20 protein-coding genes and 1 pseudogene are annotated in these 22,636 nt (G+C 56.3%); 11 read left to right on the top strand and 10 right to left on the bottom strand.

All coding sequences use genetic code 11. The annotated features are described in order from the left end of the window. Positions 1 to 8: 8 nt before the first annotated feature. Positions 9 to 386 carry a FlgB family protein gene (locus J4E08_RS04500; protein WP_349537478.1) on the bottom strand — a complete coding sequence of 126 codons (378 nt, stop codon included), beginning with the start codon at positions 384 to 386 and terminating at the stop codon, positions 9 to 11. Positions 387 to 470: 84 nt separating this feature from the next. On the opposite strand from J4E08_RS04500, the gene J4E08_RS04495 reads away from it, so the two are divergent. After that, positions 471 to 1,841 carry a FliI/YscN family ATPase gene (locus J4E08_RS04495; protein WP_349537477.1) on the top strand — a complete coding sequence of 457 codons (1,371 nt, stop codon included), beginning with the start codon at positions 471 to 473 and terminating at the stop codon, positions 1,839 to 1,841. Positions 1,842 to 1,859: 18 nt separating this feature from the next. On the opposite strand, the gene J4E08_RS04490 is transcribed toward J4E08_RS04495, so the two are convergent. The 6 genes from J4E08_RS04490 to J4E08_RS04465 all read right to left on the bottom strand — a co-directional run bounded on the left by J4E08_RS04490 (position 1,860) and on the right by J4E08_RS04465 (position 6,010). Further along, the gene (locus J4E08_RS04490) at positions 1,860 to 3,068 is read right to left on the bottom strand and encodes a DUF1217 domain-containing protein (protein WP_349537476.1); all 1,209 of its coding nucleotides are present in this window, start codon (positions 3,066 to 3,068) and stop codon (positions 1,860 to 1,862) included. Further along, positions 3,068 to 3,472 carry a flagellar biosynthesis repressor FlbT gene (flbT, locus tag J4E08_RS04485; RefSeq protein WP_183962240.1) on the bottom strand — a complete coding sequence of 135 codons (405 nt, stop codon included), beginning with the start codon at positions 3,470 to 3,472 and terminating at the stop codon, positions 3,068 to 3,070. The genes J4E08_RS04490 and flbT overlap by 1 nt, the downstream gene beginning before the upstream one ends. Next, positions 3,469 to 3,846, bottom strand: coding sequence for a flagellar biosynthesis regulator FlaF (gene flaF, locus J4E08_RS04480; protein WP_183962238.1), 378 nt, complete (start codon positions 3,844 to 3,846; stop codon positions 3,469 to 3,471). Before flaF ends, flbT begins: the two co-directional genes overlap by 4 nt. Before the next feature lie 74 nt (positions 3,847 to 3,920). After that, on the bottom strand, positions 3,921 to 5,198 hold the full coding sequence (locus tag J4E08_RS04475; protein ID WP_349537475.1) for a flagellin N-terminal helical domain-containing protein: 1,278 nt from the start codon (positions 5,196 to 5,198) through the stop codon (positions 3,921 to 3,923). A 202-nt stretch (positions 5,199 to 5,400) separates the two neighbouring features. Continuing rightward, positions 5,401 to 5,748, bottom strand: a complete 348-nt coding sequence (gene flgN, locus J4E08_RS04470; protein WP_349537474.1) for a flagellar export chaperone FlgN — start codon at positions 5,746 to 5,748, stop codon at positions 5,401 to 5,403. Continuing rightward, complete coding sequence (locus J4E08_RS04465; RefSeq protein WP_349537473.1) at positions 5,741 to 6,010, bottom strand: rod-binding protein; 270 nt, start codon at positions 6,008 to 6,010, stop codon at positions 5,741 to 5,743. Before J4E08_RS04465 ends, flgN begins: the two co-directional genes overlap by 8 nt. A gap of 112 nt (positions 6,011 to 6,122) precedes the next feature. Between J4E08_RS04465 and J4E08_RS04460 the strand changes: the two genes are divergently transcribed. Both J4E08_RS04460 and J4E08_RS04455 read left to right on the top strand, forming a co-directional pair. Beyond that, positions 6,123 to 7,967, top strand: coding sequence for a flagellar hook-length control protein FliK (locus tag J4E08_RS04460; protein ID WP_349537472.1), 1,845 nt, complete (start codon positions 6,123 to 6,125; stop codon positions 7,965 to 7,967). 9 nt (positions 7,968 to 7,976) lie between these two features. Further along, positions 7,977 to 8,687 (top strand): flagellar hook capping FlgD N-terminal domain-containing protein, encoded by a 711-nt coding sequence (locus J4E08_RS04455; protein ID WP_349537471.1) that lies wholly within the window; start codon positions 7,977 to 7,979, stop codon positions 8,685 to 8,687. 17 nt (positions 8,688 to 8,704) lie between these two features. Here the strand turns inward: J4E08_RS04455 and ubiB are convergent, their stop codons facing one another. Together ubiB and ubiE are read right to left on the bottom strand one after the other, a co-directional pair. Next, a complete protein-coding gene (gene ubiB, locus J4E08_RS04450) occupies positions 8,705 to 10,237 on the bottom strand; it encodes a 2-polyprenylphenol 6-hydroxylase (RefSeq protein ID WP_349537470.1) in 1,533 nt (510 codons plus the stop codon). Continuing rightward, positions 10,234 to 10,986 (bottom strand): bifunctional demethylmenaquinone methyltransferase/2-methoxy-6-polyprenyl-1,4-benzoquinol methylase UbiE, encoded by a 753-nt coding sequence (gene ubiE, locus J4E08_RS04445; protein ID WP_349537469.1) that lies wholly within the window; start codon positions 10,984 to 10,986, stop codon positions 10,234 to 10,236. Before ubiE ends, ubiB begins: the two co-directional genes overlap by 4 nt. An 86-nt stretch (positions 10,987 to 11,072) precedes the next feature. Between ubiE and mutM the strand changes: the two genes are divergently transcribed. The 8 genes from mutM (at position 11,073) to J4E08_RS04405 (ending at position 21,904) form a co-directional block, all read left to right on the top strand. Continuing rightward, on the top strand, positions 11,073 to 11,924 hold the full coding sequence (gene mutM, locus J4E08_RS04440; RefSeq protein ID WP_349537467.1) for a bifunctional DNA-formamidopyrimidine glycosylase/DNA-(apurinic or apyrimidinic site) lyase: 852 nt from the start codon (positions 11,073 to 11,075) through the stop codon (positions 11,922 to 11,924). 66 nt (positions 11,925 to 11,990) lie between these two features. Then, positions 11,991 to 12,767, top strand: a complete 777-nt coding sequence (locus tag J4E08_RS04435) for an enoyl-CoA hydratase (protein WP_349537466.1) — start codon at positions 11,991 to 11,993, stop codon at positions 12,765 to 12,767. A gap of 212 nt (positions 12,768 to 12,979) precedes the next feature. Beyond that, positions 12,980 to 13,246 carry a 30S ribosomal protein S20 gene (rpsT, locus tag J4E08_RS04430; RefSeq protein ID WP_183962217.1) on the top strand — a complete coding sequence of 89 codons (267 nt, stop codon included), beginning with the start codon at positions 12,980 to 12,982 and terminating at the stop codon, positions 13,244 to 13,246. 528 nt (positions 13,247 to 13,774) lie between these two features. After that, positions 13,775 to 15,157, top strand: a complete 1,383-nt coding sequence (gene dnaA / locus J4E08_RS04425; protein ID WP_349537465.1) for a chromosomal replication initiator protein DnaA — start codon at positions 13,775 to 13,777, stop codon at positions 15,155 to 15,157. Positions 15,158 to 15,310: 153 nt separating this feature from the next. Beyond that, positions 15,311 to 16,429, top strand: a complete 1,119-nt coding sequence (gene dnaN, locus J4E08_RS04420; RefSeq protein ID WP_183962213.1) for a DNA polymerase III subunit beta — start codon at positions 15,311 to 15,313, stop codon at positions 16,427 to 16,429. Between the two features lie 81 nt (positions 16,430 to 16,510). Further along, on the top strand, positions 16,511 to 17,617 hold the full coding sequence (gene recF / locus J4E08_RS04415; protein ID WP_349537464.1) for a DNA replication/repair protein RecF: 1,107 nt from the start codon (positions 16,511 to 16,513) through the stop codon (positions 17,615 to 17,617). A 73-nt stretch (positions 17,618 to 17,690) separates the two neighbouring features. Further along, positions 17,691 to 20,108: a DNA topoisomerase (ATP-hydrolyzing) subunit B gene (gene gyrB / locus J4E08_RS04410; protein WP_183962209.1), complete on the top strand. Its 2,418-nt coding sequence runs from the start codon at positions 17,691 to 17,693 to the stop codon at positions 20,106 to 20,108. Positions 20,109 to 20,491: 383 nt separating this feature from the next. Beyond that, entirely contained in the window at positions 20,492 to 21,904 is a 1,413-nt protein-coding gene (locus J4E08_RS04405) for an SNIPE associated domain-containing protein (protein ID WP_349537463.1), read from the top strand. Positions 21,905 to 22,412: 508 nt separating this feature from the next. Here J4E08_RS04405 and J4E08_RS04400 read toward each other — a convergent pair. Further along, positions 22,413 to 22,636, bottom strand: a pseudogene (locus J4E08_RS04400) (IS5/IS1182 family transposase); the annotation flags it as partial.

Raw genomic sequence — 22,636 nt, 5'->3', positions numbered from 1 at the left:
GTGCTCCTTTATCTGCGGCCAAGGCTGGCACGAAGAATGCTGAGATTGTTGCGATAGATGGCCAAGGCACGGTCATGTTGCCGCTTTGCGCCCACGGCAAAGACCATCTCTTCTTCAAGAGAGACGGTGTTCCCGTTGGGGTCGACCTCTGCATCGCGTCTCGTGACGTCCACGTCGCGTCCGGTGGTCCCGTTCAGGTGACCGGCCCGGGTGGCGAGTTGGCTCATCATCGACTCTCGCAGGGTCGAACTGAATTCCGGCACCGCTTTGGCACGGTAACCGGGTGTATCCGCATTTGCGATATTCTGCGCGCTCATGGCCTGTTGCAGGCCAGCGTGTCGCGCCATCGCCATCGCCGTTCTGAAGACGTCCAGGTTTTGGAACATCGGGGCTTCTCCCTCGATTGCTTCAATCAAGGCTTAACTGTGATTCCTTTAGAAACGGTTTGCGGACACTGAATGGAGCGTACGATGGAAGAAGAGATCACAGGCTTGAGAGCGCGGATTGCGCAGATGCAGCCCGTACGCGCCGTCGGGCGGGTGCAGTCGGTGGATGGTACGACCATATGGGTGCGCGGGCTGGCAGAAGTTGCCTGCATCGGAGACCGCTTGCGGCTACTCCACGGGCCAAATGTCTTGGGTGGGGAAGTTCTGCGGATTCGCGATGATCTGGTAGCTATGCTGCCTGACGAGGTGGCAGAGGGCGTATCCCGCGGAGATCGTGTGGCTTTATTGGGACCGCCGACCTTGGCGCCTTGTGACAGTTGGATCGGCCGGGTGATCGATGCCTATGGACGCCCGTTGGATGGTGCGCCGTTGGGACCGGGTCAAAAACAGCGCCCATTTCGAGCCAGCCCGCCGCCCGCGGCCGCACGTCGCCGTCTAGGTCCGCGCCTCGGTACAGGTCTCGCGGTGTTCGACACTCTCCTGCCGATTGCTCAGGGTCAGCGAATCGGTCTTTTCGCTGGTTCAGGCGTTGGCAAGTCCCGGCTGCTCGCGCAATTGGCGCAGGGGGTCGAGGCTGACGTGGTTGTCTTGGCGCTCGTGGGGGAGCGCGGGCGAGAGGTGTTGGATTTTGTCACACAGGTCTTGGGTCCAGAAGGTATGGCGCGCAGCGTTGTGGTTGCGGCAACCTCGGATCGTTCCCCTCTGGAAAGGCGGCGATGCCCCTTGGCCGCGATGACCATTGCTGAGCATTTCCGAGACCAAGGTAAACATGTTCTCTACCTTGCGGATTCCATCACCCGCTTTGCCGAAGCGCATCGAGAAGTTGCCATAGCTTCAGGTGAGTTACCTGCTTTGCGCGGCCATCCTCCCTCCGTGGCGCATCAAATTATGCGGCTGGCAGAGCGGGCCGGGAGCGGAACCTCAGAGACTGGGGATATTACGGCTGTCTTCAGTGTGCTCGTCGCCGGATCTGACATGGAAGAGCCCATCGCAGACATCCTGCGCGGCGTTCTTGACGGGCATGTGGTGCTGGATCGACAAATCGCCGAACGAGGTCGTTTTCCTGCAATTGATTTGCTTCGTTCTGTCTCGCGAAGCCTGCCGGAGGCTGCAAGCGAACGTGAAAATGCGCTCATTCAGGACGTTCGAAGACTTCTAGGCAACTACGCACGCTCGGAGACTATGATACGAGCAGGCTTGTATCGCGAAGGCGAAGATTCGGTTCTGGACCAAGCAATGCGCATTTGGAGCGAACTCGATGCTTTTCTTGCCGAGCCATCGCCGGGCGGGCCGGAAAACGCCTTCCAGCGGCTGGAACTTCTTCTTCGTCGCGCCAGTACCACTCGGCGTCAGCAGCCAACGCGCGCGAGACCTAATCGTGTGCAAGCACGCTGATGCGATTTTGGTGGGCGGTCAGAAGCTTCGATTGCCCATCGAAGACAATAGCGTCAGAGCAATCTGGTTGGATCCAAAGCCTGCGTTGGACGAGATATCGGTTTGCAGAAGGTAACTGTAGATTAATTTATTGCGAACTTCCTCATCTTTGATATCTTCAAAGGAGTTTATTCCAAACCTACTCTTAGATTTTTCTTTCATCATCTCAACTTGTTTGTCGATATCGATTTGGCTGAAACCGTTTGGCAACCCCAGAGCTGTTTCAAAAACATCGCGCATCATGGAGTTTCCCAAGACGTTGTACCATTTTGTATTTTCAGAAGCATCCAATCCAGCAAGGGCTGGGGCTTCGCGCTGAAAGCTAAGCGCCGTCCCAATAGCTGGATTCACGTTGTCTACGGCCTCTGCGAACAGCTGCCATTCGTAATTGTCTATGATAGTATCAGCGAAATCTTCTTTCTGAATAGAAATGACAGGTTCCGTGTCGAAACCAAAGGCTTTGGTCAACTTTATCAGCCCGCGATCGCCTAAAATGTTTGCCAAAGAAGCTGGATTATCTGCACCTTCCTCAAGAACGCGTTTTAGCAAATTCTTGGAGTTTGTACGATCCTCTACGCCAAATGCAGATAAAGCGACCTTTAATATATCATCATCGTTCAGAAAATCATCGACGGATGTTATCGCCCCGATGTTTTCCTCAAAATAAGTCTTTGTTGATTCCATCGCCTCAATGGCGGCAGCCTCAAGTGTGGCGGCTGCAAGCGGATTGTTAACGTACTCTTCAGTCTCTAGCAAGGTTTCAAGGTCACTGCGGATCTTTGCATCGTAGGCCGCAACTATGTCCGCAGAAAACCCATCTTTTTGAAATGGGAATTCGGTCGTTTCCTCAAAATTAAAGGCCGAAGCTAGAGCAACGTATCTACTATCATTAAGTTTTTTGGCCAACGCATCGTCGTCCTTCGCCCCTTCGGCTAAAACTCGCTTGACCAGATAGGTACTGTTGACTTCTTCTCCCAGGCCGAAAGCTGAAAGAGCAACACGCAACAGCGTACGATCTTCGATTAGCTCGTCACTTGAAGAAATTGAACCAATTTTCTCACGAAAATAGGACGTGTCGCGCGCCATATCAGCGCTGGCATTAAATGCCGAGCGCTGGTTGTCCATAGTCTTTTGCAAAACCTGCCAGCCGATAAGACCGGAGCCTGGGATCATCGGTGTAATGGGCATTATTTGTGTCCTGCCGCCAAAAGCCGATCCTCACGTGGGATCAGAGCTCTTAGTGCCTTTAGGCATTGATAGAATTGATCGCCAAGAAGTGCGTCCGTGGCCTGCGTCAGCAGTCGGCGACTGTCTGGGTCAATCAGGATATGGCTGAGTTCTTCAATCCGGGGAAGAATCTGTGATCTGGCATCGTCTGGTTCCGCGTCGCCCGTTAGTATCAGCTGAGCTGTGTAGCAAAGCCTGCGGACAGGGGTGCGGGCTTCGTCCGGATGGATTGCATCCCGCAGCCGCAAAACATTGGCGTTAGGTGTCACAATCGAAAGCCTGCTCCGCTTGTCACCATTTTCAATGACGGCACCGTTTATGAGAACGCGTTCTCTAGGGCCGAGCTTTAATACTAGTCCGCTCATCGATTGGTCCTCCGTCCGCTCAAGCCTTTCAGGATAGCGGCATTGATTTCCAGCAGGGGAGTAATCCGACCTTTCCGTGTCAATACTTTGGAAGTTTGCAGTTGGACGAACTCCGCAAGGTAGAAGATCCGCGCGCGAAGCTCCTGTGGAAGTTGATTGCGATCGTCGGCCACATCCACGGCGAGGGCTGTCCATAGCCTCTGATTGTCTGAGAGGGCTTCGACCAGCTTGGGGTACTGCATCGGGCCGGCTTCCGCGGCAGCCTTGATGCGATGTGTCACACGAGCAATTAGCTCATACTCCGTACCGCGCGGTGTCTGAGTGGTCCGTGCATTCTGGGCATAGGCCCGCAGCGCTTGGGTTTGGGCGTTCACTTGAGAACCTTCTGGCTTAGAGGGTCAAAGAGTGTAAACCGAAGGCCAGCTTATCCGGCCTCCGGCGGGCTAATTTACTGGAACAGCGACAAGAGCGACTGAGGCGCCTGGTTCGCAATGGACAGCGCCTGCACACCAAGCTGCTGCTGGACTTGAAGAGCCTGAAGACGGGCTGAGGCTTCTTCCATGTCAGCATCAACAAGAGTTCCAATGCCGGATTTAAGGGCATCGGTCAGTCCTGATACAAAGTCGAGCTGTGTCTCAATCCGGCCCTGAGCAGAACCAAAAGATGCCGCAGCATCGATGGCCGTGTTTATCAGACCTTCGATCTCTTGGAGTGCATTGTCAGCCCCGATCTGAGTGGTGACATCCACATCAGCGAGTTGCCAGAGTCCGCCTCCCACTGTTGCGCCGGTGGCCTGAAAAGCCGCGTATGCAAAGTCGACCCCATCCGTCGTGTCTTCAAATTCGAGCACGAGACCGGTGTCGCCGGTTGCATTGGCGCTGCCAACGGTGGCCGACACAGTGTTGGCATCGCCAGTGTTAATAAGCCGGGCGAGAGCGTTTGCCACGTCTTTTGCGGTATCACCGTCCCGTGCCACATATTCATATACCCCGGCAGTTGGTGTAAAATCACCGCCGCCATCACCAATCGTAGCGTTCCCTGCGGGTGCCGACAACGTAACTTGATAGCCAATTCCCGCCTCGACCACGCCACCTTCGAAGGTGATGGTTCGAGCCGCAGCACTGGACGCACCTGTCACACTCCCTGCGGTACCCGTTATGTAGTCGGTCAATGTTCCCACACCTGTGGACCCAATCACCTGTTCTTGAAAGGAGAGGTCCTCCTTGGAAACGTTGATATCAGATGCGGTCACGCCGGTTCCGGATCGGTCAAGCGATGACAGGATGCTGATTTCGCCGGTACCTGCGATCAGAGAAACATTCGACAGGAGGTTTAGGCCGTTGAACTGTGCCGCCCCGACAACTGCAGAAATCTGATCCCGCAGCGCGGAAATATCAGTCTGAATTTTTTCTCTATCTACGTTTTCTTCTTGGGCGGATACAATCTTGCCTTTGATGTCGGTCAGAAGATCAGAGACAGTCTCAGCCGCCTGGCGGGCGACCGCAACTGTCGACTGGCCAAGATTAAGGCTGTCCGAAATTCCTTTGAAGCCCTTGACATCAGCTTCCATGACTTTCGAAATTGCCCAAACGGCAGAATTATCTTTGGCATTGGCAACTGTCTTCCCGGTGGAGATTTCTTGCTGCGTCTCACCAAGTTTAGAGTTGATGGATTTCAGGGTTTGCAGTGCCACCATGGCGCCGTTGTTCGTCAGGATGCTAGACATGTTTTGTCCTTGCTGTTCAGAAGGCGCTTTGCGCCGGTTGCTTTGGCCGCGAACGGCATCTCTGACGTCTTTCTGACGTATACAGCCCGAAGCTTTATTCGACCTGCGCCACCCAATTTAGGTGCGCTGACCAACTAACCTGCGGAATCCTAATGGAGCGCTAAAAACCTCTTTTCTGGTATCGCAGATTTGACCTAAATCCTTATGCTTTGCGCTCCAGCTTGCGCTTTTCAGGGGCTTGTATGGATAGTTTTCGCCCAAGAGAATCATAGGTTTGCGTGGATTTTCGTGCTCGGCTTAGATCGCCAAGGCGTGCAGCTACATTGCGGATCCCCGCTAGAGCCTGATCAAATAATTCCTGATTCCGGCGTAAGCCTGCTCTGAGAGGAAGCAAGGTTTCCCTGCGAGCATCATGTTCACGCAGCTGCTTCACGAGGTCCTGCTTTTCCTCAACCAGAGACTCTATGCGGTTGAAGTCGCCTTTCAACAAAGCCTCTCGCTCTTGTTTCAGCAGTCGTTCCAGTCGTTCTGTCGTGGTCGGTTCAGACATCGGCCCGCCCCTTCAATGCATGATAAATAGACTCTGCCAAACCGATACCGCCGCTCTCCGCCATTTGTCGGGCCTGTTCCAACCGCAAGAAGGAAGCGAATTGATCCTCGCCAGCTCCCCCGCCCATTGCTTCGGGAGTTTTTCCAACACCCGCAACCTTTAGCATCTCTGCTAGAAAGTTAGCTTCCAGTTCGGTTGCAGCCGCGCGCATTTTCTGCTCGCGCTGTACAGTAGCTGCGAGGAAATCAGATGGCAGTTCCATGATGTTTCTCTCCAATTCGACTCATCTCGGACCGTTTTGAGGGAGATGCAGTAAAGAACCGGTAAGGATGTTTGGATTACATTCCAGAAGTGGAAGAATTCCAGGAGCGAACATGCTGAACCAATTGACAAGCCTGTTGGGCCTGGCCCCGAAGATGGTCGACGCCCATGAAAAGCCCACGGCGAAGGGCGACGATTTCTCAGACGTTTTTGCGGAAACTAACGTACCATCCCATCAATCCAAAGATGCCGGGGCAGAACTGGAACGAGAACCCCCGCCTGATAAAGCGGTCGCGGTAGAAACGAATGATGAAAGTGACCTTGGTATTGCTGATGAGGTAGACGAGTCAGAGGATTTGGATTCGGACTATCCAACTGAGACCGATCTGGTTTTGGATAAGGCGTTAGAGGATGTAAATAAATCAAGCCTTTTGTCATGGAAAGGTGATCCTGAGTCTTCAATCGATAGGCAGTATTTTAAAAACTCACTTCAATTTTCGGAAAATGTGAGCAAGTCTACTAGTGACAGCGATTTCAAGTCGGCCCGTCCGAAGGAAAGTAAGACCAATCACGAACTGCTTGGCGCAAATAATATATTAAGCAGAAAAGATGTTACCTCCTTGAGTAATATACCTGCCCAAACGTCGGATGCTGAAAAAAGCGGGGTTTCGAAAGACGTTAAGCAGTCGATTAGTTTGGCTTTGGAAGGTGCGGAGCGTATTAACCGGGCGGCCACGAATATCGAGGAGCCGAAGAAAACTGGCCTTCACGGCCGGGATAATGTCAAAGACGAAGCGGTTGTTGCCATTTCAAAATCCTCTGAAACTTCTGTCACTGATCAAAGGGCTAGGGACGTATTTGGAAAGGAGCGCCGCTCTATCCGGCCTCCAATTTTCTCTACCTCAGGCCTCGGTGCCGCGCCAAGTTCAGACACTCAAAAAGGTCCGGCTGGTTCGGGTCTCAGCTTTCCGACGGACAACGAGAAGTATACCGCTTCCCACGCGATAGCGTCGGTTGCCTCAAGGCAGGATCCAGCAATGGGAAAGTCTGTTCGGGGCGCTTCCGAAGGAACCGCATCAACGCTTTCAGTGAACGTGAAAATGGTCTCCGCCGGAAAAGAGGAAACATCCGGACATAGACACAAGTCAACTCACTTTATGTCGGGCTTGGGTGACCAGAGTATATCCGCAATCAGCGAAACACATAAGGAAGCCGTGACCCAGTCAAAGGCGGAGGAAATGACGTTAACCTTCGGCAAACACGAGGTTCCCAGATTTATGTCTCGGAGAGCTGCGCGAGAGCTGGAATCAACAAGTTTGAGCAGTAGAGTTGTAGGTCCAACTTCATCAGTATCACCCCAACAGGCAAGCACATCGCTTGGGGTGACGGCCTCAGGGCTGTCGGTGGCTCCTTTAGCCCAAGAGAACGTAGCGAAAGGAGCCCCTTTGGGTCAGATTGACGTCGAGGCTGAAGCGGAGGCCGACCTTATTCTGGAGGAGCTGTCGCTCGGGGCATCAATACGTCGCCAAGTGACGGGCTCCGCGCCGCACGCAATCCTTCAAAACGCTCCTAACCGTTCAGAAGCTGCTGCTGTTGTGCGCCAAATAGCTGAGGGCGCGGCACGGGTAACCGAGGGCACCGTGGAGTTGAGGCTTCAACCGGAAGAACTTGGCCGCGTACGAATGTTCCTCGTTTCTGGAGAACACGGCTTAACAGTTACCATTCTGGCGGATCGACAAGAAACGCTCGATCTCATGCGCCGAAACGTGGACGAATTGGCACGTAACCTATCAGACGCGGGTTTCGAAGGGGCGGGCTTCTCATTTGGTGAGGACCCAGGCTCAGATGAAGACGAATCCACGCGCAGCATCCCGCAAGACCCAGGCGAGGAACCGGAACTTAACCAAAAGGCCGATATATCTACCCAACCGGTGGACGGTTTGGATATCAGGATTTGAGGACACGACATGGTTGAACTTACTTCTCCCCCGCCTCTTTACAAAAGCGCTGCATCCACGACGGTGAAGCAGGCGCAAACGGCAGACAAAGCCGCGTCTTCACAGACCGAGGAAGACGCGGCCGTTCTCAGCTCCGACTTCGAGACATTTCTGAAGATGCTAACGGTTCAAGTCCAGAACCAAGACCCGCTCAATCCCGTGGATTCTACCGAATATGCGACGCAGTTGGCGACTTTTTCTTCGGTTGAGCAGCAGGTTCAGACCAATGACCTTCTGCGCGGGCTTAGTTCCACCTTGGGCGGGAGCGCATTGAGTGATGCAAGCCGATGGATCGGCATGGAAGGGCTGGTGCGGGCCCCTGTCTCTTTTTCCGGTCAGGCAATCTCTGTGCGGCCGGAATACGCGGCGGGTGCTGACGCCGCGGAAATGGTTGTGCGAAACTCAGAAGGCAGCGAAGTCGCGCGCTATGAGGTTTCTGTCGGGGAAGAGAGCATTGTCTGGGGCGGATACGCTGAAGACGGCAGTCAAATGCCCGCAGACATCTACTCTTTCCACATCGAAAGTTTCAGTGAAGGCAATTTGCTGTCCAACTCAATGTCTGAAATCTACAGTCGCATTGATGAGGTGCGAAACGATGATGGTGTCATAATCGTGCAATTGTCCGATGGCACTGAAATGAACGCCGAGATGATCGCGGGACTGCGCGCACCTATGGGATGATGTCACCCGGCGTTGCATCAATTGAACGTGTGCAACGCCAAGGTTCCTGCAACGCCAAGCGCACATCCCAGCGACGCCCAGCCGACGCGAGAAGCCCATGGACGCTTGCGGGGTTCCGGCTCTGGGGTCGCTTGGCGGATCAAGGCGGCCTCGACCAGCTTGGGGAGGCGCGGACCAAATCGTGCCATGACTTGCGCGGTTTTCCAAAGATCCGAGGCCGCAGCTTTTGGACCGATCGAGCCTTTGATATAATCCTCGACCACCGGTTGCGCGACTTTCCAGATGTTCATACGCGGATCAAGAGACCGTGCCACGCCTTCAACCACCACCATCGTGCGTTGCAAAAGAATCAGTTCTGTCCTGGTTTCCATGCCAAAGCGTTCGGTGACCTCGAACAGGTAGGCCAACAATTTACCCATTGAGATCCGCGTCGCGTCCATCCCGAAAATGGGCTCGCCAACAGCCCGCAGAGCCCGCGCAAATTCGTCGATATCGCGGTCCCCGGGAACGTAGCCCGCTTCAAAATGTACCTCAGCCACGCGTTTGTAATCTCGACGAATGAAACCAAACAGGATCTCCGCGTAAACGCGGCGTGTATATTCGTCGATATGACCCATGATGCCGAAATCATAAGCAATAATATTGCCGTTTGGGGCAACCTTCAGATTCCCTTGATGCATGTCAGCATGGAAAAAACCGTCGCGCAAAGCGTGATTGAGGAACAGTTGCAGGACCCGTTGAGACAACACGGCCCGGTCATGGCCGGCAGCGTCCAGCGCAGCGTTGTCACCCAGGGACTCGCCGGCAGCCCAGCTCATGGTCATGACCTTTCGGCCTGACAGCATCCAGTTCACCTGTGGCAGTTCAAAGCCTTCGTCTTTCACCGTGTTGGCTTGGAATTCGCTGGCGGCCGCCGCCTCCAACCTGAGGTCCAGTTCACCCATCACCACCCCCTCGAAGTGAGCGATCACATCGCGGGGACGCAGGCGGCGCGACGAGGGCGAGAGGGTTTCGATCATCGCGGCAGCGAACCAAAATGCGTCCAGGTCCTTGCGGAAGGCCCGCTCGATACCGGGGCGCAACACCTTGATTGCGACTTCCTCGCCGGTTTCACGCAGAGTGGCCTTGTGCACTTGGGCAATGGAGGCGGCCGCGACGGGTTCGCTGAAGTCGGAGTAGATCTCGTCGACCGGCATCCCCAGCTCTTCTTCGATCTGCTTTTTGGCTTCTTCGATGGGGAAGGGGGGCAGTTTGTCCTGCAACACGCGCAATTGGGTTGCCATCTCGGCGCCGACCACATCCGGTCGCGTGGACATGATTTGTCCGAATTTTATGTACGCCGGTCCCAAAGCCTGAATTGCGCGGACGACGGGTGGCAGCGTCGGATCACCTTTTTCACCAAGCCAGCTAAACGGCCAAGCAAGCACGCGCGCCGCCAGTCGCAACGGGGCAGGCGCATCAAAGGCATCAAGCGCCACGCGCATGGCGCCGGTCCGCTCGAACGTGGCGCCCGTACGGATCAGTCGCCAGATATTATGCGGGCCCCTCAAAGCTTCCAGCCCGAATGCAGGCAGGCCACGCCCATCGTCAGATTGCGGTATTTGGCATTGTCGAAACCGGCCTTGCGGACCATCGACAAAAACGTTTCCTGATCGGGGAACTTGCGAATACTTTCAACAAGATACTGATATGAATCGCGGTCGCCGGCAATCACTTGCCCCATGCGTGGGATGATGTTGAAAGAGTAAAGGTCATAGGCCCATTGCATCATCTCATTCGGGATCTGGCTGAACTCCAGCACCATCAGGCGGCCACCGGGTTTTAGCACGCGATAGGCTTCGTTCAGTGCTTCTTGGGGACGGGTTACATTTCGGATGCCGAATGAAATCGTATACACGTCAAAGGTATTGTCAGCAAAGGGCAGCTTCATCGCATCGCCGACCAGCCAATCCAGAGAATCGGCCATGGAGGCAGCCTCAGCCCGTTTGCGCCCTTCGACCAGCATGGATTCGGTGATGTCCAGGACTGTGGAATGGCCAGACCCAGCCCGTTTGAGGAACCGGAAGGAAATATCCCCGGTGCCGCCAGCGACATCCAGCAGTTTCTGGCCGGGCCGCGGCGCCAGCCAATCCATCATCGCATCCTTCCAAACGCGGTGAATCCCAAAGGACATGGCATCGTTCATAACGTCATATTTTGACGCTACGGAGGTGAAAACACCCTGAACCCGCCCAGCCTTTTCCGCCTCTGGGACCTCAGTAAAGCCGAAATGTGTCGTCTTGTCAGGATCTTGCGCCATATACGCCTCTCAGGGCTTGTCGTTACACCGTCTGACCCCTTCTTATAGAGCGCCGCCCGGCCGTTACAATGCGAAGGACCCAGACAATGCCCGAATTGCCCGAAGTCGAGACAGTGCGTCGCGGCCTGACCCCCGCTATGGAGGGCGCGGTGATAGCCCGCGCACAGGTAAACCGCCCGGATTTACGCTGGCCGTTTCCGGAACGCATGGCTGACCGACTCACGGGCGCGAAGGTTTTGCAACTGCGCCGGCGATCGAAATACATTCTTGCTGACCTGTCGACAGAGGAAACGCTTCTGATTCATCTTGGAATGTCGGGACGGATGCTGGTGTCCGGCGATCCGCTGGGACAGTTCGTGCATGACCATCCCGCGGCGGAAAAACACGATCACGTCGTCTTTGACATGGAAAATGGGGCGCGCGTGACGTTCAATGATCCGCGACGTTTCGGGGCGATGGACTTGCTCGACACCGCGACAGCAGAACAGCATCCATTGTTGGTGCAGATCGGGCCGGAGCCGCTGGGCAACCTGTTCACCGAAGCTCATCTTGTAGAGCGACTCAAGCCACGGAATACGCCTATTAAATCTGCTCTTCTTGATCAGAAAATTGTCGCCGGGCTGGGCAATATCTATGTGTGCGAGGCGCTTTTTCGGGCGGGAATTCACCCCGCTCGGCGCACGCGCAACATTGCTTCCGCGCGGATTGCCACGCTTGTGCCCATCATCCGCGAGGTGCTGCGCGATGCCATTGAGGCGGGGGGATCATCCTTGAAGGATTTTCGCCAAGCCGATGGAGAGCTTGGGTACTTTCAGCATAGCTTCGACGTTTACGGACGGGAGGGCGAACCATGCCGCTCGCTCGACTGTGACGCTACGATACAGAGGGTCGTGCAATCGGGCAGATCCAGCTTCTATTGTCCATCTTGCCAAAGATAGGCTTGATCGGTCTGAACCAGATGTTAAGGCTGGGCGTCTGACGGAACCTGACGGAGCCCAATGCCCATGGCCTATGAGACGATCATCGTCGAAGTAGAAGACCACGTCGCCACAATAAAGCTTAATCGCCCAGATGCCCTTAACGCGCTCAACTCAGAGCTGTTGCGGGAACTGGGGACTGCGCTGGCGGAAGCGGATCGCAACGACAAGGTTCGCGCGATCATCATCACTGGTTCACCTAAGGCATTTGCCGCTGGGGCCGACATCAAGGAGATGTCGGAAAAGAGCTATGTGGACATGTACATGTCCGATTACTTCGGACCCGAAGGCGGTGCCATCGTGTCCACCCGCAAGCCGATCATCGCCGCCGTCGCAGGCTATGCGCTGGGCGGCGGTTGTGAACTGGCCATGATGTGCGATTTCATAATCGCGGCGGATACAGCCAAATTCGGCCAGCCGGAAATCAACCTCGGGGTCATTCCCGGTTTGGGCGGCACGCAGCGTCTGACGCGTTTCATCGGCAAGTCCAAGGCAATGGACATGGTCCTGACGGGCCGGTTCATGGGCGCCGAAGAGGCAGAGCGCTCCGGTCTGGTCAGCCGCGTGGTGCCTGCGAAAAGCTTGTTGGAAGAGGCACGCTCTGCGGCTGAGAAGATCTCCGAAAAATCGATAATTTCTCTGCTCGCGGCCAAAGAGCAGGTGAACAACGCGTACGAGACGACCCTGGCACAAGGCTTGTTGTCGGAACGACGCGCCTTTCACGCGCTGTTCAACACCGAAGATCAAAATGAAGGCATGTCTGCTTTCATGGAAAAGCGATCCGCACAGTTCCGCGATCGCTGAATGAGATAACTGCGGGCAAAGTGGGGCGGAAACGTCTTGCCCGCAGGGCTATGCTGCTTTATACGCCGCTGCCATACATGCGCGTGATGCCCGCTCAGGCAAGAATCGGCCCCGTGTTCAATTCGGGTCTGCAACGGCTTTCGCCGCGCACCCCAGTTTTGAACCGAATTCGCTGCTTAGATCAGCGATCACATCAGTAAGGACCGATCCTCATGGCAAATACAGCCCAGTCAAAAAAGCGCGCAAAGCAGTCCGAAAAGCGTTACTCCGTCAACAAAGCACGGCGTTCGCGCGTTCGGACCTACCTGCGTAAGGTCGAGGAAGCCATCGCTTCCGGTGATCAGGCTGCAGCAAAGGCCGCTTTGACCGCAGCTCAGCCCGAGCTGATGCGCGGCGTCACCAAGGGTATCTTCCATAAAAACACTGCATCGCGCAAAATGTCGCGCCTCGCGGCACGTGTAAAGTCCATGGCGGCTTGAACCGTACCTGTGATTTCTGCCCGCGTGGTCAGCCATGCACACTTCTATAAGTGACCGAAGAGCATCACCCCCGTGTGATGCTCTTTTTTTATTTCCTGAATAGATTTCAAACGCTTCTGAGAGTCGGGAGATTCTTTTTCGGGAATCTCCGAGTCAAGTTGGAAGTTCAGTTGCCGCTGCCTGTGGATGGTTGGTAATTTCACCCAGCGAGTCACACCGCAGATATGGGGGGACAAGGCTGCCGATTCCATCGCTCCTGCCGGGGCATGGGATACGTCGCAAGGATGCTGTCACAAGTTTATCCGCGCGATGATCAGGGGAAACCCTGGCCTGTCCAAAGTACATGAAACGAGCCTGTTCGGCTCATCACACCGTCGGGACAATGGCGTGTGAGTTGATCGGTTCTGGAGCATTGTCTCCGTCTCATGCCTTTCGGGTATGGGGTCGATAGTTTCGTGCTTCATGCAAAGGTTTGGCCCGCAGCTGCGCGCACGCGGCTTACGGAACGAAACGAGGAACAGTTGGCGGATGACAAAAGAACAATGGGGCGCCCTCCAAGAGCAGATCTGCAAGACGATCGGACAGAACAATTACAAAACCTGGATCGAACCTCTCCGCTTCCGTGGTGTTAACGACGATGGCATCATGACACTCCAGGCGCCGACGAATTTCTTTGGCACATATGTGTCCCAGAATTTTGGCGACATGCTTCTGGCGCAGATCTCAACCAAGGATTCAAAGATCCGACGTTTGAACTTTCAGGCCGGTATCAGCGAAGCGTCGCGCGCGCCTGATGAACCGAAAAAGCCTGTTGAGCTGCCCGGCGCGGCAGAACCCGTTGCCCGGGCGACCACGGCAAAGGATCAGGCTTTGCCCGGTGCGCCGCTGGATATGCGTTTCACCTTCGACACTTTTGTCGTGGGGAAACCGAACGAACTGGCGCATGCGGCCGCCAAGCGCGTGGCCGAAGGCGGTCCTGTGACGTTCAACCCGCTGTTCCTGTATGGGGGCGTGGGTCTTGGTAAAACGCACTTGATGCATGCAATTGCGTGGGAGTTGTCGCAGCGCAATCCGCACCTGACAGTGCTGTATCTGTCGGCGGAACAGTTCATGTACCGCTTTGTGCAGGCGCTGCGAGAGCGCAAGATGATGGATTTCAAGGAGATGTTCCGTTCTGTCGACGTTCTGATGGTTGACGACGTGCAATTCATCGCTGGCAAGGATTCCACACAGGAAGAGTTTTTCCACACGTTCAACGCGCTGGTGGATCAGAATAAGCAGATCATCATTTCTGCCGACCGCGCGCCGGATGAGATCAAGGAGCTTGAGAACCGCATTCGCTCGCGTCTGCAATCCGGCCTCGTGGTCGATCTGCATCCGACGGATTACGAGCTGCGTCTTGGCATCCTGCAGTCCAAGGTTGAGGGGTATCGCGAGATGCACCCGGGGCTGGAAATCGACGATGGCGTGCTGGAATTCCTCGCGCATCGTATTTCCACCAACGTGCGTGTTCTTGAAGGGGCGCTGACCCGTCTGTTCGCCTTTGCATCCTTGGTGGGTAAGCCGATCAACATGGATCTTGTGCAGGATTCGCTGGCTGACGTCCTGCGAGCGTCGGAGCGGAAGATCTCGATCGAGGAAATCCAACGCCGCGTTGCGGAACATTACAACATTCGCCTGTCCGACATGATCGGGCCGAAGCGCGTGCGTAACTTTGCCCGCCCACGTCAGGTTGCGATGTACCTGTGCAAAAAGCTGACCTCACGATCGCTGCCCGAAATCGGGCGCCGCTTCGGGGGACGTGATCACACCACGGTCATGCACGGTGTGAAGCGCATTGACGAGCTGCGTCAATCGGATGGGCAGATCGACGAAGACGTCGAAATGCTGCGCCGCGCGCTCGAAGCCTGAGACGTCAACACAACACATGGCCGCGCGCCGTTGCATATGCGCCGCGCGGCCTTGACGCTTTGGTAAATACGTTCGACAAATCGCAAAACTGGCTTGGACCACGCGACGCTCCGCGCTAACGTGCGCGTCCGGACTGACGAAGGGGTAAGGGCGATGAAATTCAGCATGGAACGGGCGACGCTGCTGCGCGCTGTAGCTCAGGCGCAGTCGGTGGTGGAACGGCGCAACACGATCCCAATCCTCGCCAACGTGCTGATCGAGGCCGAGGGCGAGACCGTAAGTTTCCGCGCGACGGACCTCGACATCGAGGTTCTGGACAAGGCGGTGGCGCAAGTCGAGAAGGCCGGCGGGACCACGGTCAGTGCGGTTACTTTGCACGAGATCGTCCGCAAACTGCCTGACGGCGCACTGGTGTCGCTAAGCGAAGAGCCTGGCTCTGGCCGCCTGACAGTTTCGGCGGGTCGTTCCATGTTCAATCTCGCGACCCTGCCCAAGGAAGATTTCCCGGTTATGGCGTCGAGCGAGTACAGCTCGAACTTCACGGCCAAGGCGCAAGTGTTGCGCCGCTTGTTCGACAAGTCGAAGTTTGCAATCTCCACAGAAGAAACGCGCTACTACCTGAATGGCGTATACATGCATGTGGCAGATGGCGACGGCGGCAAAAAACTGCGCTGCGTTGCGACGGACGGCCACCGGCTGGCCCGCATCGACGCAGATCTGCCGGACGGCGCCGAGGATATGCCGGGTGTTATCGTGCCGCGCAAGACCGTTGGCGAGATGCGCAAGCTGCTGGACGAGGATGACATGGACATCGCCGTGTCCGTCTCTGAAACCAAAGTGCGCTTTGCCACTCCGGAAATCACGCTGACCTCAAAGGTCATTGACGGTACTTTCCCCGACTACACGCGGGTCATCCCGCAGGGCAACACGCGCAAGCTGGAAGTGGACGCGACCGAGTTCGCCAAGGCCGTTGATCGCGTCGCGACCGTCTCGTCAGAACGGTCACGTGCCGTAAAACTGGCGTTGGATGAGGACCGGTTGGTGCTGTCCGTCAACGCTCCCGACAGTGGCGCCGCCGAAGAAGAGCTGGCCGTGGCCTATGGTGACGAACGGCTGGAGATCGGATTCAACGCCAAGTACTTGCTGGAAATCGCGTCGCAGGTTGATCGTGAAAACGCTGTTTTCATGTTTAACTCCTCCGGCGATCCGACCTTGATGCGCGAGGGTAATGACACCTCTGCGGTCTACGTCGTTATGCCAATGCGCGTTTGACTTCAGTTTGAGCCGATTTTTGCCAAAAATCGTGCCTTCGGCGAGAGTAATTTTGAAGCAAAGAAGCCGGGAGCGTGGCGCGTGTACCTGACGTCGCTGACCCTGTCGCACTTCCGATCTCATAAACGGGCGGTGGTCGAAGTCGATCATCGCCCTGTTGCCATTTGGGGTCCGAACGGCGCAGGCAAAACCAACTTGATCGAGGCGGTGTCGCTCTTCTCCCCCGGGCGTGGTTTGCGGCGGGCGTCAGCGCAGGAGATGGCGCGGCGGCCGGAAGCGCTTGGTTGGAAAGTCAGCGGTGATCTGGTTGGGGTGAACGGCGCGCATGAGGTGTCTTTTGTCTCAGAAGGGGGCGCGGCGCGCCAGGTGCGGGTGGACGACAAGCCTGCGTCTCAGGTCGCGTTGGGGCGTCTGGCGCGTGCAATTTGGCTGATTCCCTCCATGGACCGGCTGTGGATCGAAGGAGCGGAGGGGCGGAGGCGATTCTTGGACCGTCTCACGCTGTCGTTTTTTCCCGACCACGCGCAGGCGTCGCTGGACTACGAGAAAGCAATGCGGGAGCGCAATCGTCTGCTCAAGGACGTGGTGCGAGATGCCAATTGGTATGCCGCGCTTGAGATCCAGATGGCTGAAGCAGGCGCGGCTATCCATTTGAACCGCCGGGCCGCAGTTGCGCGCATTGCGCAGGCACAGGCCGGGGCGGAGACGGAGTTTCCAACCGCTATTTTGGAGTTGGTTCAGTCAGAGGGGGATATGCCCCAGTCCATGGAAGACCTGCGTGCTGCGTTGTCCGAAAGCCGATCTCGCGATCTCCAGGCCGGGCGGACCTTGATTGGACCGCATCGGACGGACCTTCTGGGCACCTTTGCGGCAAAAGAAGTCCCCGCGTCAGAATGTTCGACCGGAGAGCAAAAGGCGCTTCTGATTTCGCTGATCATGGCGAATGCGCGCGCGTTGGCAGAGGATGTGGGAGAGCCGCCTATTTTGCTTCTGGATGAAGTGTCTGCACACCTTGATGCAGGACGCCGCGCTGCATTGTTTGACGAGATTTCCGCGCTTGGCGCGCAGGCATGGATGACTGGAACCGGACCCGAAATGTTTGCGGAACTTGGTGACCGGGCGCAGGCACTGGGGGTCACGGAGGAGGGGGCTTCCTCTGTTGTTTCGAAAGCAGCGCTGAGCCACTAAATCTTGTGTCATACGCGTGACATTCCCCGCGTCCGGGTCTATAAATCGGGCGATAATAACAAGGGAAATGGGCATGTCCGACCAGCCGAGCGCCAACACCGAGTACGGCGCCGATTCCATCAAGGTTCTCAAGGGCTTGGAAGCAGTCCGCAAACGTCCCGGCATGTACATCGGCGACACCGACGATGGCTCGGGCCTGCATCACATGGTCTACGAGGTCGTGGATAACGGCATCGACGAGGCGCTGGCCAAACATGCAGACTATGTGCATGTGAAAATCCACGCCGATTCCTCTGTGTCCGTGCGTGACAACGGCCGTGGTATTCCCACCGATATTCACACCGAGGAGGGCGTCTCCGCCGCGGAGGTCATCATGACCCAGCTGCACGCGGGCGGTAAGTTTGACCAGAACTCCTACAAGGTGTCCGGCGGTTTGCACGGCGTGGGTGTGTCTGTGGTGAACGCGCTTTCTGTTTGGCTTGAGCTGCGCATCTGGCGCAACGGCAAGGAACATTACGCAAAATTCGAACACGGTGATACCTCAGAACATCTTCGTGTCGTCGGCGAGGCAAATGGCGAAACCGGGACAGAGGTGCGCTTTCTCGCCTCGACGGGCACGTTTTCCAATCTCGATTATGACTTCCACATTCTGGAAAAGCGCCTGCGCGAGCTGGCCTTCCTGAACTCGGGCGTGCGGATCATCCTCGAAGATGAGCGTCCGGCAGAGCCGATCAAATCCGAACTGCACTACGAAGGCGGTGTCCGCGAATTCGTGAAGTACATCGACCGGTCCAAAACGGCAGTGATGCCGGACCCCATTTATATGGACGGCGAAAAGGACGGTATCGGTGTCGAAGTCGGCATGTGGTGGAACGACAGCTACCACGAAAACGTGCTGCCTTTTACCAACAATATTCCTCAGCGCGACGGCGGCACCCACATGGCGGGTTTTCGTGGCGCATTGACACGCCAGTTGCAGAAGTACGCCCAGGAAACCGGCATCGCCAAGCGGGAGAAGATCAACTTCACCGGTGATGATGCACGCGAAGGTTTGACTGCTGTGCTGTCGGTCAAAGTGCCGGATCCGAAGTTCTCCAGCCAGACCAAGGACAAGCTTGTCTCGTCCGAAGTGCGCCCGGCGGTCGAGAGCCTCGTGAACGAAAAACTTGGCGAATGGTTCGAAGAAAATCCGACCCAAGCCAAGCAAATCGTCGGCAAGATCATCGAGGCTGCAATGGCCCGAGAAGCAGCGCGCAAGGCCCGCGATCTCACTCGCCGTAAGACGGCGATGGACGTATCGTTCAACGCGGCCAAGCTGAAGGATTGCTCGGAGAAAGACGCCTCCAAAACCGAACTGTTCCTGGTGGAGGGTGACTCCGCCGGCGGATCTGCTCAGACCGGACGTGATCGCCGGAATCAGGCGATCTTGCCCCTCCGTGGCAAGATCCTGAACGTGGAACGTGCGCGCTTTGATAGGATGCTGGGGTCGCAGGAGATCGGCAACCTTGTGATGGCGCTCGGCACGGGAATTGGCCGTGACGAGTTCAACATAGACAAGTTGCGCTACCACAAGATCATCATCATGACCGACGCGGATGTCGACGGTGCGCACATCCGAACCCTCCTGCTGACGTTCTTCTACCGTCAAATGCCAGAGTTGATCGAGGGTGGTTACCTCTACATCGCCCAGCCGCCTTTGTTCAAAGTGGCACGTGGCAAGTCCGAGGTTTACCTGAAGGACCAGCCTTCTCTAGATGACTATTTGATCCAGCAAGGCATTGAAAATGCACAGCTTATACAAGGAAACGGCGAGGTCATCGCCGGACAGGATTTGATCCGTGTGGTCGACGAAGCTCGTCAGTTGAAACGTGTCTTGGAAGCCTTCCCGACACATTATCAGCGACACATCCTGGAGCAGGCCGCCATCGCCGGGGCCTTCGTTCCGGGCGCGGTGGACAGCGACTTGCAGGGCGTGGCAGATGCTGTTGCAAAGCGACTCGACCTGGTTGCGCTGGAATATGAGCGTGGCTGGCAGGGTCGAATTACCCAAGACAAGGGGGTGCGTCTCGCGCGTATCCTGCGCGGTGTTGAAGAGGTCCGCACCTTGGACGGTCCGATGCTCCGCTCGGGTGAAGCACGTCGCACAGGCTCTTTTACCGAAAGCTTGATGTCAGTCTATGGCCTACCGGCAACGCTGGAGCGCAAAGACCGTCGGCAACTGATCCACGGACCATTGGAGCTGCTTAAAGCGATCCTGGAAGAGGGCGAAAAGGGTCTCTCTTTGCAGCGGTACAAGGGGCTTGGGGAAATGAACTCTGGTCAGCTGTGGGAAACCACGCTGGACCCGGATGCGCGCACTCTTTTGAAGGTGACCGTCGATGACATGGCAGAAGCAGACGATCTTTTCACCAAGCTGATGGGTGATGTCGTCGAACCGCGCCGGGAATTCATCCAGCAAAATGCGCTATCTGTGGAAAACTTGGACTTCTGATTCGGTGTAGGCGCGCGCGTAGTTTTTCGCGGCGCGCATAGTTTTTCGCGTGCTGAGGTCGAGGTTCGGCCACGTTTTCCATGACTTTCAGAAGGTTAGCGCGAAATTCAGGCCCTCGCGGAAAGTGAAGATGCTTCGCGCGGAGCGCGTAGAGCAGCGTCTGCAAAACGAACGAGCTTCGCGATTGTGTCTCGGTTGATGCCTATTGCCCATCAACCGAGACAGAAGCCTACTTCTCCGCAGGAAAAAACTTGAGTTTCAGCTCAGCGTTGAAAGCCGGCGTGGCGATCGCAGGGAGCGCACGTAATCTTCAATTGCGGCTCCGGTCTTGATTTGACTGGATTTTATGTGCCTCATTTCCGAGTTCGCGAAAGAGGTGCGTTGTGCCAGAATTGGATCCGAATATAGCTTTTCCGATCGCCGCCCTGATATTCCTGATCGGTTTTCCGCTTTTTCACATTCTATTCCTGGTCGCGCGACGGCGGACAAAGCGGCTCGGCCGCGAGCTCGATCAGGAGAAGACGCGGGCCTCCGAAGACCGCGACCGGATCCTCGCGGAGGAAAAGGAGAAGCGGCAGGCGATCAAGCAGAAATACTCACCGATCATCGATATGGAGGGCGAGGTCGGGCGGTTGAAAGCTGAGTCTGAAGAGTTGGCCAGGAATATCGACGACCTGCGATCCAGCTACGCCAGTAAGCGCGAGACCATGAAGAAGCTCGAGCATCAGGTCGCGGTGTATGACGAGCGTCTCGCCTTCGCAGAGCTCGGTGTCTATGAGCCTCACTTCGATTTCGGGGAAAGCGAGATCTTCAAGGAGCAGATCAAGCAGATACGGGAGCAGCAGAAGGCAATGGTTTCGCAGAAGACTGCCGCCATTTGCCCGACCGATTGGACCGTTGATGGCAGCCTCTCCAAGGGCCAGACCATGATCAACCGTCAGATGCGACTGACCATGCGCGCCTTCAATAACGAATGCGAGGCGGCGATCGCGAACACGCGTTGGAACAACGTGGTCGCCATGGAGAAGAGGATCCTGAACGCCGCGAAGCAGATTAACTCGGCCAATGCCTCCATGAACCTTTCAATCAACGAGCGATACGTCTCGCGCAAGCTGAACGAGTTGCTCCTCACCCACGAGCATCGGGAGCAACTCAAAGTCGAGAAGGATGACTGGGCCGAGCGCGCCCGCATGGAGCGCGAAGAGAAGAAGTTGCTCGCCGAGGCCAAGGCCGCCGAGAAGGAAAAGCGGAAATATCAGGACATGCTCGACAAGGCCCGCCAAGAGGCTGGTGTCGACGAAAGCCGTATCGCGGACCTTCAGGCCGCCTTGGCGGAGGCCCACGCAAAGACAGAGCGCGCGAAAGCGATGGCCGAGATGACGAAGTCTGGTTACGTCTACATCATCTCGAACATCGGCAGCTTCGGCGAAGAGGTCGACAAGATCGGCCTGACCCGACGCCTTGATCCGGACGATCGCGAGAAGGAGTTGGGCGACGCGAGCGTGCAGTTCGGCTTCGACACGCACGCAATGATTTATTCCGAAGAGGCACCGGCTCTCGAAAAGGCCCTGCACCGGGAATTTGCCGACCGCCGGATCAACGCTTCAAATATGCGCAAGGAGTTCTTTCGCGTCGGCCTGGAGGAGGTGGAGGATGCGGTGAAGCGCTTGGCTCCGGACGCCAACTTCTTCAAAGATCGTGAGGTGCAAGAGTGGCACGAAACCTTGGCACGTCGTAAGGAGCAGGCTGAGTTGTGGCGGCAGGCGACGGAAGAGGCGCTGCCGGAAACAATCTAACTGGTCATTCGACCAAGTCTATCGTCCAAGAAGCATCTTTGCTGAGGTAGGTGCAGGTTGGTAGCGGTCAGGCAATCAGGGCGGAGAGCGGGCTTCAGCGGCATCTGCGAACGTAGTATGCCAGAACTGCAAAAGCGGCCAATTAAACTGTGGCAGACCGAATCCCCATGCTGAGCTGCAAACCGAGGTCGGCTGTGCGCAGTAAGCAGACCGTCAACGCGCCGCCCTAATCAACAGGACTGCGCCTGGCCCGGCCAGCCTCAAGCCTAGATCGGCGCCAAGTTCAGGAACCCGATCTTCGCCATGTCTAGCTCGATAGGCAGTCAGCTTGGAACACTGCGAGGAACGGCTATGCATTAGGTTCCGCGCGCCGTAGGTTTTCGTGAGCTATGACTGGCACAAGAGGTCGACTGAAATGCTTCAAATCGCTTCCGGAAAAATTGTTCACTCGGGGGGCGCTGTTGCGCAAATCAGCTGACGACCGCATTTCCCCTTTCCCCGGACACACTTATCCCATGGCTACGGTGAGCGGGATGCCGAGGGCCGTGAAACGGTTCAGGACTGCCATCCGGATCTGGATCTCGGCCACTTGGCGATCGAAGTCTCTTGTCATCAGCCGCTGCCCGAGCAGCTTCACGCAGTTCATTTTCGTCTCCACCCTGCTCCGGCGGTGGTACCCGCTCCAGGTAAGCCACAGCGCCCGGCCAAGATGCTTTGACGCGCGCAGGATTT

Origin of the sequence: Sagittula sp. NFXS13, assembly GCF_040148795.1 — a bacterium.
Classification (GTDB): Bacteria; Pseudomonadota; Alphaproteobacteria; order Rhodobacterales; family Rhodobacteraceae; genus Sagittula; species Sagittula marina.
This window is presented reverse-complemented; position numbering and strand designations above follow the sequence as displayed.